We start from the raw sequence: 12,181 nt of genomic DNA, 5'->3' as shown, positions 1-12,181 counted from the left end.
GCTATCTTTTTAACAGCTTCAGCTTTAAATTCGTCACTGTAGGTTCTTAATTTCTTGGTCATGGTAAACTCCGATTAATACGCTTAGTTTACCAAGTTTATCTCTACGGTTTCTTCAGCATAGCTCAGATTGTATTAAATATATAACAGCAACTTTACTGACTTTTGTCAAAAGTTACAACTAAAAATTAATCTTTACTTTTAAATAATCAACAACATAGGATGTGCATTTCAGGGTATAATAGCTACCCTTTAGACCAACAATAATCATAAAAATATTTGAGTATTCATCTGTTTTATGGTATAAATGTCGGCTTTAAAATTTTCTGAATTGGTCAGCCTGTTATTTGCCTTTAGATAACAGCAAAACCAGCTCAACCTTCATATAGTTTTGTTTGGTGCAAAGCTGCCGCTTGCTGTGTCCATGCCGCAAAAACGTGCAACTTGCCCAGACTGGTATGAGAAAACCTCATACCTCATAGATTAGGAGTTCGCCATGTCTCGAGTTTGCCAAGTGACTGGAAAGCGCCCTATGGTGGGTAATAATGTTTCGCACGCAAACAACAAAACCCGTCGTCGCTTTCTACCAAACCTTCACAACCATCGTTTTTGGGTAGAGTCTGAAAATCGTTTTGTCCGTCTACGTGTGTCTACCAAAGGTATGCGCATTATTGACAAACTTGGTATTGATAAAGTGTTAGCGGATCTACGCGCACAAGGTCAAAAAGTTTAAGTAAAGACAGGCAGCTTACTGGCAACGATAATTTTCGTCCTTTAAGCTGCTTTTCTGCTACATCTTATGTGGCAATTTAATACTTTAGACCCATACCTATCGTTTGAAGACCCCTCATTTACAGGAAAGCTATCATGAGAGATAAAATTAAATTAGTATCAACAGCTGGTACTGGGTATTACTACACCACTACTAAAAATAAGCGCACTATGCCTGGCAAAATGGAAATCAAAAAATTTGATCCAAAAGTACGCCAGCATGTGATCTTTAAAGAAGCTAAAATCAAATAACGGCTGTTCTCAAACACGCTTTATTTGAACATAAAAAAGGGTTTATCAATAGATAAACCCTTTTTTTGGTCATAAATTCAGTTGGTTAGTGACTCACAAAACCATTTCGAAGCCACACCAATCAAAACTTAACTATAGTGTGTTGGCTCTTTATCATAAACATGCGCATGCCATTGGCTCATCTGCTTTTGCATAATGACCTGAATCGCTGCATGAATCATGTGCTGACCAATTGCTTGGGTGTCGCTACCTAGCAGCTCTTTGAGTTTTTCAGAAAAATCAATGGTCATCAGCGGTGCTTCATCTTGTTCGGCATCACGTAACAGCAGTCGCCCATCCTCGGCTTCTACCAGCTCGAGCGTGGTCTCTCTTCCAAATCCTGCAAATTGGTCAGTACTATCGGTCTCTACTTCTATCTCATTATCGATATCGTATGGCATTCATGTATTCCTTATTGTCCCGTCTCATACTTGCAAAGAGCATATCCTGTAGCAAAGCTATCATCTTACAGTAACGCGGGTAAAAATATCTTACTCATACAATGGACGCTTCAACCTTGAAATTCAAGGGCTGTCACATAAGTCTTCTATATAAAGGACACTTAAATGTGAGTGAGCCCATAAAATTAACGCCAGTAACGAAGTTTTGCTATCGTAAATAACAAGGCAACAAACATGCCTAAATAATACATGAGCTTTAACTCTAACGTTGGATCTCGATATTTAAACGGTAATGCCACGGTAGCCGTGGCAGTAGGAAATATCAACAGCATAATTAGCCAGTTTTCAATGACATTGAGCCAGCCTTGTAAATCGGTACCGTGCCGCAACGAGGCCAAACCCATGAGTAAACAGGCAATAATCAGCGCGATAAACAAACTGTTGGGTAGGTCTTTGGGAAAGATAGTGTCGGTAATGTTGGTAAATTTTTTTGACATACTAGCGTCCAGTCACGCACATACAGCATGACTTATTGGTGAGTAAAAATTTTTAATCAGTAGACAAGATCAAGACAGACGCTTAACTATAAGTACCCATCAACCATAGCATCGACACACACGCTGTTAGCCAGCCAAGGGTCAATGCATTGCGAGTTTCAATGTGCATACCGCGGACTTTGTTAAGCACGCGCGACCCCAGCCAAAAAAACAGGGGAATGCCAATCACAAAGGTAGGTACGATGACGGCAGCGTGTCGCAGTACGGTCTCGACATCATCGCCGACCATTAAGCGAAAACCGTAACCTGCTAGGCTCAGAACAAGCGCAAACAGCGCTAAGCCAATAGTGATACCTTTTGGCACCAAACTGCGTTGTCGAGGCTGAGACGCTTTGGTTGGTACTTGCTCAGTGGTTGCTGAGTCGTTGACGGGTTTTTGCGTGTCCATAAGTCACCTTCGTATGGCATAAAGTTATCGGCGTGTCTCAACATTATACACTAATGACCCGGTGCTACTGCTAATGACTACCATTAGCCAATGCCAGCTCTGCACGCATGGCATCGATAGCAGCCTTATAGTCTTCTTGGTTAAATATCGCTGAGCCGGCGACGAACATGTCAGCCCCCGCTTCAGCAATCGCCCGGATATTACTGGCTTTGATACCACCATCGACTTCTAATCTGATGTCTCGACCGCTGGTGATGATACGCTGACGAACCTGACGAACCTTGTCTAAGGTACTTTCAATAAAGGACTGTCCACCATAACCAGGATTTACGCTCATCAATAAGATCTGATCCACTTTATCCATCACATAGTCTAGATAGTGCAGCGGCGTTGCTGGATTTAGTACCAAACCACACTCAGACCCGCCATCCTTGATAAGTTGAAGCGAGCGATCAACGTGAGAGCTGGCTTCTGGATGGAAGGTGATAATACTCGCCCCTGCTTCCAAAAACTGCTCAATCATACTATCGACCGGTGAAACCATCAGATGGACATCGATTGGCGCATCAACACCATAATCACGCAGCGCTTTGCAAATCATACTGCCAAAAGTTAAGTTGGGCACGTAGTGATTGTCCATGACATCGAAATGAATGACATCGGCACCTGACTCTAGTACTTTTTCCACTTCTTCGCCCAAGCGCGCAAAATCAGCTGAAAGTATCGAGGGTGCAATAAGATAGGGTTTAGCAGAACTGATCATAATGGAGCTACCTAATTTATGTTTATATAAAATACTGACAAACTAAAAAAACTTGCCACCGGCTTAAGTGTTTTTAAGCTTTTACAATACTGACGCGTCACGCTCAAATCACTAACGCTGTTTATATTAAGTCTTACCACAGGCACAGCCTACTTCAAAGTCTAGCTAAGCTGAGCCATACGCCAATGATGTTCGATATGATCGTTTATCACGGTTTGAATAAAATAATAGCTATGGTCATGACCCGCCTGATAGCGTAATGTTAAAGGCTGTTTGGCTTTTGCACAAGCGTCTTGTAATTTAGGCGTTTGCAACTGTCCTTCTGCCAAAAAATTATCAGCCGCGCCTTGGTCGACCAAGATACTCGCGTACTGCTGCCCGACTTTTTCAATCATCTTTGCCGCATCTGCTTGCGCCCATTGTGATGTATCATCGCCAAAGTACTCTATAAAGGCTGCTTGTCCCCACGCTGACTCACTGGCCGCGCAAACAGGCGATAACGCGGAGACGCTGACAAACTTTCCTGGAAATTTAAAGCCCAATAACAATGCCCCATGACCACCCATCGAATGCCCTGTAATACCTATGCTATCAATAGGAAACTCAGCGCGTAGCAAGTCATATAGCTCATCCACGATATAGCTTTGCATATTAAAATTATCTGCCCAAGGAGCTTGCGTCGCATCGACATAATAGCTTGCTCCTTGACCGACAAAGTAGCGCTCATCATTTGGCACCGCATCATTGTCACTACTTCTTGGAGACGTATCTGGCGCAATAAATATCATGCCAAGCTCGCTACATTTTTGCTGAAAATGCGCTTTGTGCGTGACATTGTCCGCATTACAAGTAAGACCTGATAAGTATAGAAGCGCAGGGCAGCGGCGACCAGCAAGCGCTTCATCTGGTAGATAAATGCTAAACGTCATCGATGTCTTGGTAGACGTTGATTGATGACTATAATAATGTTGCTCACCATCAAAGCAGCGGTTCACACTCTTTTGTGTGAGCTGCGAATTGACAGACAGACTGTGATTGTAAGAACTGTTCATGAGTGATATTCCTTTTGTCCAAAGTAAAATACACGATGACTGATAAAAAGTACTGATAAGGTCGTACTAATACTTCCAAACACTCACGTAGTGCGCCCGCATTAATGGGCGCTCGCTGCCGTGTTGTCCACGGGCTGATTGGAAGTGCCATCAGGTACGATATTAATGGCGGTAGAATTATTATGGTTAATAATACTAGCGACTGGTGGTCGCGTTTTATCAAACAACACCTGCTCGAAAGCTGGCAGTGCCGTCTCCATGAGGCTACCAATGACCATTTGCGGCTCTGATGACTCAAAGCTCATGTAAAGCTCGCGCTCTTGCACGCGGTATGCTGCATCCTTGAATGCGGCTTCAAAACTGGTGTTTTCGCGCAGACTTTCTGCAAAAAATGCTTGCCCAAAATAGGTCATCTCAGCGGTATTGGTACAGCCAAACGATGCCTTGTCAGCGGCTGATGCGGTAATCACCACCGTGGTCGGTGAGGCGAGCTCATCGATAAATGAACCTGAGTAACAAGCGGATACCACGATGACCCGCCAGCGAATACCCGACGCATCCAGCGCCTCACGTAACCACGTTGCGTCTAGATTTTCCATTGCCAGCGGCGGGTTTGCCAGTTGGAGGATGTCTTGATTACCATGTGAAGAGAGGGTTAGGAATAACACATCTTCATCCGCATTCATCTGCTGGCCAATTTTTTTCAAGCCACGTAGAATACTGGTTTTGGTGGCTATTGGCTCATCCAGCCAACTATAAGTATTGTTAATCAATGAGAGCGAATGCCCACTGGTGCCAAATCGCACATCAAACAACTCTCGTACTTTGTTAATTTCAGAACGAAAAACATTTTGATCAGCGTACCCAGCCACACCCATAAAATACCAATCCGTTTTACCTGAGATACTAGGATCAATACTATTTAACGCTTGCTGTAGCAAACGCGGCTGCTCATAAAGTGCCGCTTCTTCTAACACTGGCTCTACAGGAATTTGCTTAAATATCGGCTGGTCTGCGACATTTCGCTGCCAAATCGTCAAGAGCGCGACAGCGCCTATTAGTACGATTATTCGCTCCCACCAAGGTATGCGCAGGCGACGAGAAAAAATCCATAGTAAGGCTAATGTCTGCCATAAAAACAGCACCAAAAATAGGATCGGTAAAAAAGAATAACTCCAGTTGGGTAGCCAACCATAGCTGCCCAAAAGTTGCACTAGGCTCTGTAGTAACGCCGATAATGTATCAGCAACCAACCATAATACCACGGGCACAAAAACCAGCGTTTGGTTGCCCGCACGCCGTGCCAAGATGATACCGCCTAACAGAATAATCATCGGCCAAATTAAGTAGCTGATCAACCCTTGTTCATTAAAGACGCTACCGTTTTCAGCCGCTAGCCACGAAAAAAGTACGTTACTACCTAATGCCAGCAGTGCAAATACAGCAAACTGAATAAAGGTGGGTTTTACCCAAGAAAACGCACGTGTAGACCCGACTAACATCCACAAGGTTGCGATAATATTGGCAGCGAAATTAAGCGAAAAGCGCTGAAGCGATACGGTTTTTAACGACGCAAGTGACAAAGACTTAGACCTCTAGCCAGTCGAGAAAAATAAAGTGAGCAACTATATAAGTGCCTTGATGTAACAGCCGCTGAATGTCATCAATGACATTTTTTGCGCAGCATGGAGACAGCAATTTTATATTTTAATTCACTAGGGAATGATTATAAATGACGATTAGCATGATCTAACAGTTTAGCTCGCTAATCTAACGCGATTGTAACGGATTGTCGGTCAAGAGGATAAGGCTGATTTGTAAAATTTGCTTAAATTTGCGCAAAAACAAATAAAAAAAGGAGGCCCTATATATAAGACCTCCTTTTTTATCAGATGCTAGATACTATCTCATCAATAACTCATTGACGCGTTTTAAATAAGCGGCTGGGTCTTCTAATTGACCGCCATCTGCTAGCAACGCTTGGTCAAAGATAACTTGCGCAAGATCATCAAATTGCTCGCTACTTTCAAGCTTTTTGATTAACGGATGCTCAGGATTGACCTCAAGCGTGGGCTTACTCTCTGGCACATCCTGCCCCATCTGCTTGAGCATTTGGATCATTTGTGGGGACAGCTCACCTTCACCAACGACCAAGCAAGCAGGACTGTCGACCAAACGAGTAGACACTTTGACATCTTTGGCGCGCTCGCCTAGGGCCGTTTTTAGCTTATCGACCACAGGTTTTAAGGTTTCTTGTGCCTTCTCTGCTTCCGCTTTTTCGGCTTCATCTTGCAAGTCGCCCAAATCTACGGCGCCTTTGGCGATGTTCTGTAACGGTGTGTCGTCAAACTGGGTTAAGAAGTTCATCGCCCATTCGTCGACACGGCTGGTCATCAAGATAACCTCAATGCCTTTTTTCTTAAACAGCTCAAGTTGCGGGCTGTTTTTTGCCGCGGCCAAGTTATCAGCCGTTAGGTAATAGATGGCTTTTTGACCCTCCTTCATACGACCTTTATAGTCTTCAAAGCTGGTCTCAAGACCATCTTGCATGCTGGTCGCATAACGCAGTAGTTTGGCAATACGCTCTTGGTTGCCCATGTCTTCGCCAAGACCTTCTTTGATGGCATCACCAAATTCGCTATAAAACTGAGCAAATTTTTCTTGTTTATCACTGTCTTCGCTATTGGCCAAGCTGGCTAACAAAGTGAGAACACGACGCGCATTACCATCACGGATAGATTTTACATCACGTGACTCTTGTAATAGCTCACGGCTGACGTTTAATGGCAGGTCTGCTGAATCAATGACGCCTTTGACAAAGCGTAGATACATCGGTAGCAACTGCTCAGCCTCGTCCATGATAAACACACGTTTGACGTACAGCTTGAGACCATGTTGCTGCTCACGAGTGTACAGATCGACAGGGGCTTTTTTGGGGATATATAGCAACTGCGTATACTGCACGCGGCCCTCGACACGGTTATGCGTCCAAGTAAGCGGCGCATCCATATCATAAGTGATGTTTTTATAAAAATCGACATACTCATCATCTTCAATCTCAGACGCTGAGCGTGTCCATAGCGCACTGGCTTTATTGATGGTTTCCCACTCATCCGTCAGCACCATCTCGCCGCCCGCTGGCGTATCGTCATCTGCGTCATCGGCGACGTCTTCTTGCCACACTTCTTTACGCATCTGAATCGGCAAGCTGATATGGTCAGAGTACTTATTGACCAAACGCTTGATTTTGCCACGGTCGAGATAGCTATCTTCGCCATCAGAGTATTCTTCTTTTAGATGCAACGTGATAGCGGTGCCACGTGTCTCTTTTGTAATAGGCTCAACGGTAAAGCTACCTGTACCATCTGATACCCAGCGCACGCCTTTATCGGCAGGCTCGCCCGCTTTACGTGATTCAACACTGATGGTATCAGCGACGATAAAACCAGAATAGAAGCCCACACCGAACTGTCCAATTAATTGACCGTCCTGCTTTTGTGATTCAGACAATTTGTCTAAAAATGCTTTGGTACCTGATTTAGCAATCGTACCTAAATTTTCGATGGCGTCAGTCTCATTCATCCCGATACCATTATCGGTAAAGGTGATGGTTTTAGCGTCTTCATCAACGGCGATACGAATACGCAGCTCACCATCATCTTCATAAAGGCTGTCGTCATTGGTGGCTTCAAAGCGTAATTTGTCGCAAGCATCAGAGGCGTTAGAAACCAACTCACGGACAAAAATATCGGCATTTGAATACAGTGAATGCGTCACTAAATGCAGCAACTGTGCCACCTCTGCTTCAAAAGTATGCTTTTTTAGTTCAGGGTTTTGGCTATCAGCTTGAACAGACTCACTCATAAAAAACTCCTTTAATGTATGTGAAAAACGTATTACAAGATAGCGGCCATCACTCTGGATTTTCTCAAACAACTTGCTCAAAGAACAGTAGAGAATCTCCGTTTTGAACACCGCTAAGCTGTTTATACTAATAGGGGCACAGAAGAAAATTTCAAGCTTAAAATGTTGGTCCAATAAAAAACACCGCCCCAATTTTTTAAGGCGGTGTCATTGTATAAACAATCTACTAGCACAGAAGCGCATGTTAAGGCGTTAGGCACGCGTCAGCTCACTCGCCTCCACAGTCTCAGTAACCATCATACTCACATCACATTTAGCGAGGTATCGGGCGAATGGTCAGGATTTGCTCACTGCGACCAAACGGCCCATGCACATCATGCAGTATGGCACTGGTCAATCCTATACCATCATCTCCATATTGCTGCACAGCCTCGATCCCCAGCCAGCGACCTTGCGGCGCACGATGCATATGGATTTGTAAGTCAGTATTGGGAAACATCCACTCTAACTTTGACAGGCCAAGACCCAGTCGCGGCACGACACCATTAGCGGTATCAACCATCCCCAGTAGATGTACCAAATCCTCGGTGGGCTTACCTTCCACCATCTCATTGTCGTTGGTTATCCATACCATGCCGCGGCCAGGACGACGCTGCGTATCCGTCACCAGACGCACGCTTTCAATAAAACCACCTGGCCACCCTTTCATACCATCCCAAACTGGCAAATCATCTGGTGTATGTATCGCCTTTTGGTCTTCAAGCCCTGCGATCTCACTGGTGTCTTGCGTCATGAGTCGCCAAGCACGCGCGATGATCGCATCGCGGCCGCGACTGCTCATTACCGCTTCAATAAGCTCAATAGTCCGGCCTGGGCGAATACAGCGGGTAGTGATGGTAAAGTCATCGAGCGGAATTAGTCCTAGAATATCAAGGCTAATACGGGCGATACGCATGTTGGCTTGCGGTGCATAGTCGTTTAGCTCAGCCGCCAGCAAACCTGTCGCTGGCGCCATGTGCTGCTCATGCTCGTTCCAAGCGCCTTGGGCATGCTTGGTTGGTTGATAATGCGTCACACTGACGCCGTCTTCCTTTTGTTCGCGTTTAATAAAAGTATAATAAGCTGGCATGACTGTCCTTAATTTTTATCAAATCTCTCTCATTAATTCTGTACTTTACGGCTGCTATCAGAAGTCGTTATATAAGAAAACACCATGATTTTTTATCATTAGAGAGGGTTTTTAATGTACTCTGCTCAATAACTGTCCACTCAGTTTTACTGGTCAGTTTGTTGGTTACTCGTAGAGTCTTTACGCTTTAGCACCATCTTGCCGGCTATCTAGCCAGTGCTTGTTTTCTCATGTTAAGAATTTTGCGACTCTTTATCATGATAAACAATAAAAAAACCATAATGGCAGTGAGTACCCCATAAAAAAGACTGTAGTCTTTTATAAAGTGCGCTGTATTTAGGAGCAGTATCACTACCAGCATGCCAATAACCAACATATTTATTTTCAATTGCTTGTTGACCTCATCAAGCGTGGCTTTGGCCAATACAAATCTGGTTTTCTGTTTTTTCATTCTACCTTATCCATAGTAGGTGGCTTGTAATAGGTGACACTTATAAGACACTTTTATAAAGGCGCATCCGTGAAGCGCTTTGATGAGTGGACAGATTTTTACCTATTGACCAACTTGGGTGACCGGAATACGCAAGGCTTTAGGTAGACTAAACGTCACATTTTCCTCGATACCTGACAGCTCGCTAGGCAAATCCCCACCCCACTCTTGCAACCGCTGTAGCACCTCTTGAATCAGTACTTCAGGTGCTGATGCGCCAGCGGTAACCCCAACACTCTGCACACCTTCCAACCAGCTACGATCCATCTCATTAGCATTATCAATCAGATAAGCGCGACAGTCCATACGCTCTGCTAACTCACGTAGACGATTAGAGTTGGAAGAATTTGGTGAACCAACCACCAAGACCACTTCGCAGCGGCTGGCTAAATCTTTTACCGCATCTTGGCGGTTTTGGGTGGCATAACAGATATCGTCTTTACGCGGGCCTTGAATACTCGGAAATTTATCCCGTAGCGCATCAATGACGCGAGCCGTGTCATCCATTGATAAAGTGGTTTGGGTGACAAACGCCAATCGCTCAGCATCTTGTACACTCAACGCTTCGACATCACTCACGTCTTCGACCAGATGAATCTGACCGCCATGGCGACGACTAAAGCGGCCCATAGTGCCTTCTACTTCGGGATGTCCTGCGTGACCAATGAGCACCGCGCCCATACCGTCTTGAGCAAACTTAGCGACCTCGATATGCACCTTAGTGACGAGCGGGCAAGTGGCATCGAAGACGGTAAGATCACGGCGCTCAGCCTCATCTTCGACAGCTTTTGACACACCATGAGCTGAAAAAATAACGATAGAGCCGTCTGGCACTTCGTGCAGCTCTTCGACAAATACGGCGCCGCGATTGGCCAAGTCAGAGACGACGAATTTATTATGTACCACCTCATGACGAACATAAATGGGTGGCTCAAAACGTGTCAATGCTTCATTAACAATCGCAATCGCACGGTCCACACCAGCACAAAATCCACGGGGATTGGCAAGATAAATTTGCATAAGGAGGCCTATCATTGGATAATTTATGGTTAAAGCTTATTTTTAAAAGCTTCCATTCAAAAGTTGGAAGGAAATCACTGCCTACTTTAGCATAATTTGCTTTTATTGCCTTTGAAAATACCACTGTTCTATGTGAGGGCACAATACCCTAACAACGTGTTGGTCAAGGTGGCTTTAATTAAAATAAAAGCCATAAAAGCAGTTTATAATGACACAGCAACACGGATTTCTCTCGCCATACATGATGGCGATTTTTATTTTTACCAGCCCTTAGCCGTTCACCAAGACATCTTTTAGTCGTTTATTAGGACACACTTTACTAGGAAACACTGTATGACAGGTTCACTATTTATTATTACCGCCGCCTCTGGTACAGGCAAAACTTCATTGGTAAAACAACTGCTTGCCACCACCAACGACTTGACTGTCAGTGTCTCGCACACCACTCGCGCGCCGCGTCCTGGTGAGATTGATGGCCAGCATTATCACTTTACCGACGTAGATAACTTTGTAAGCGCCATTGGTGACAATCAGTTTTTAGAACATGCCGAGGTGTTTGGTAACTATTATGGTACCTCAGAACAAAGCGTTCGAGCCCAGTTAGAAGCAGGGGTTGATGTGATTTTAGAGATTGACTGGCAAGGGGCACTGCAAGTCAAAAAGATATTCACTGAAGCGACCATGATTTTTATTTTGCCACCCAGTATCGCAACCTTGCGCCAACGTCTATCGGCGCGTGCGCAAGACACACTAGAAGTCATCGAGCAACGTCTGGCAGGTGCCGTCACTGAGATGGCGCAGTACGTCCATTTCGACTATGTCATCATCAATGACAACTTTGAAGTCGCTTTGACTGAGCTAAAAGCGATCATCGTGGCGGACAGACAGACCCTTACGCGTCAACAACAGCGCTATCATCGCACCATCACTAACTTGCTCAGTAATAAAGCGGAAGAATAAGCTGAGCGTTCATCATCGTTGGCAGTTCACTAAAAAGAAGACATAAAAAGCAACTACGCGACTGCACAAAAAATGCTATAATGTCTAACTATTCCTTTTTACATTTTTGATACTATTTTTGTTAAGTGGCGGGCAATGTCCGTGACTGATAGAAACAACCGAGGTAGCTATTTATGGCACGAGTGACGATTGAAGATTGTTTAGATAACGTTGATAATCGCTTTGAGCTGATTTTAGTCGCAAGCAAGCGCGCCCGTCAATTGGCCAAAGGTATCGCTGAGCCAATGGTTGATGTCGATAATGACAAGCCTACTGTCTTGGCGTTACGTGAAATTGCTGCTGGTAAAATCACACGTGATATTCTAAATCAGCCAGAGCATCATTTTGCAACCAGCTCATTGGATTTAGCCTTGTCAGGCGATCACAGTTTTTAATATACTGCTTTTATAACGTCTGGGGTATAAAAGCGATAAAGCGGACAGCGGCTTTATAAGAT

At 44.5% G+C, this 12,181-nt stretch carries 13 protein-coding genes; 4 read left to right on the top strand and 9 right to left on the bottom strand.

The window, feature by feature from the left end:
• The first annotated feature begins 495 nt into the window (after positions 1-495).
• Both rpmB and rpmG read left to right on the top strand, forming a co-directional pair.
• Entirely contained in the window at positions 496-732 is a 237-nt protein-coding gene (gene rpmB, locus DVY93_RS11475; protein WP_057761372.1) for a 50S ribosomal protein L28, read from the top strand.
• Positions 733-866: 134 nt separating this feature from the next.
• On the top strand, positions 867-1,022 hold the full coding sequence (rpmG, locus tag DVY93_RS11470; protein WP_010201403.1) for a 50S ribosomal protein L33: 156 nt from the start codon (positions 867-869) through the stop codon (positions 1,020-1,022).
• A gap of 128 nt (positions 1,023-1,150) precedes the next feature.
• Here the strand turns inward: rpmG and DVY93_RS11465 are convergent, their stop codons facing one another.
• The 9 genes from DVY93_RS11465 to ispH form a co-directional block, all read right to left on the bottom strand.
• Positions 1,151-1,462, bottom strand: coding sequence for a hypothetical protein (locus DVY93_RS11465; protein WP_193004748.1), 312 nt, complete (start codon positions 1,460-1,462; stop codon positions 1,151-1,153).
• Between the two features lie 185 nt (positions 1,463-1,647).
• Complete coding sequence (locus DVY93_RS11460; protein ID WP_193004749.1) at positions 1,648-1,959, bottom strand: hypothetical protein; 312 nt, start codon at positions 1,957-1,959, stop codon at positions 1,648-1,650.
• 82 nt (positions 1,960-2,041) lie between these two features.
• Positions 2,042-2,407, bottom strand: a complete 366-nt coding sequence (locus tag DVY93_RS11455; RefSeq protein ID WP_198333903.1) for a hypothetical protein — start codon at positions 2,405-2,407, stop codon at positions 2,042-2,044.
• 70 nt (positions 2,408-2,477) lie between these two features.
• On the bottom strand, positions 2,478-3,170 hold the full coding sequence (rpe, locus tag DVY93_RS11450) for a ribulose-phosphate 3-epimerase (protein WP_230710885.1): 693 nt from the start codon (positions 3,168-3,170) through the stop codon (positions 2,478-2,480).
• 161 nt (positions 3,171-3,331) lie between these two features.
• The gene (gene fghA / locus DVY93_RS11445) at positions 3,332-4,222 is read right to left on the bottom strand and encodes an S-formylglutathione hydrolase (protein WP_230710884.1); all 891 of its coding nucleotides are present in this window, start codon (positions 4,220-4,222) and stop codon (positions 3,332-3,334) included.
• A 101-nt stretch (positions 4,223-4,323) separates the two neighbouring features.
• Positions 4,324-5,805 carry a C13 family peptidase gene (locus tag DVY93_RS11440; RefSeq protein ID WP_230710883.1) on the bottom strand — a complete coding sequence of 494 codons (1,482 nt, stop codon included), beginning with the start codon at positions 5,803-5,805 and terminating at the stop codon, positions 4,324-4,326.
• A 319-nt stretch (positions 5,806-6,124) separates the two neighbouring features.
• Positions 6,125-8,086 (bottom strand): molecular chaperone HtpG, encoded by a 1,962-nt coding sequence (gene htpG, locus DVY93_RS11435; RefSeq protein ID WP_230710882.1) that lies wholly within the window; start codon positions 8,084-8,086, stop codon positions 6,125-6,127.
• A gap of 313 nt (positions 8,087-8,399) precedes the next feature.
• Positions 8,400-9,215 (bottom strand): thioesterase family protein, encoded by an 816-nt coding sequence (locus DVY93_RS11430; RefSeq protein WP_230710880.1) that lies wholly within the window; start codon positions 9,213-9,215, stop codon positions 8,400-8,402.
• Positions 9,216-9,768: 553 nt separating this feature from the next.
• Positions 9,769-10,725, bottom strand: a complete 957-nt coding sequence (gene ispH / locus DVY93_RS11425) for a 4-hydroxy-3-methylbut-2-enyl diphosphate reductase (RefSeq protein WP_230710878.1) — start codon at positions 10,723-10,725, stop codon at positions 9,769-9,771.
• Positions 10,726-11,058: 333 nt separating this feature from the next.
• Here ispH and gmk point away from each other — a divergent pair, with 333 nt between their 5' ends.
• Both gmk and rpoZ read left to right on the top strand, forming a co-directional pair.
• Positions 11,059-11,685, top strand: coding sequence for a guanylate kinase (gene gmk, locus DVY93_RS11420; protein WP_193004757.1), 627 nt, complete (start codon positions 11,059-11,061; stop codon positions 11,683-11,685).
• Between the two features lie 173 nt (positions 11,686-11,858).
• Positions 11,859-12,119: a DNA-directed RNA polymerase subunit omega gene (gene rpoZ, locus DVY93_RS11415; protein ID WP_193004758.1), complete on the top strand. Its 261-nt coding sequence runs from the start codon at positions 11,859-11,861 to the stop codon at positions 12,117-12,119.
• Positions 12,120-12,181 lie beyond the last annotated feature (62 nt).

The organism is Psychrobacter sp. CCUG 69069 (genome assembly GCF_021023115.1).
Taxonomy (GTDB): Bacteria; Pseudomonadota; Gammaproteobacteria; order Pseudomonadales; family Moraxellaceae; genus Psychrobacter; species Psychrobacter namhaensis.
Note: the sequence above shows the minus strand (reverse complement) of the source record. Positions and strands in the feature narration are given on the sequence as shown.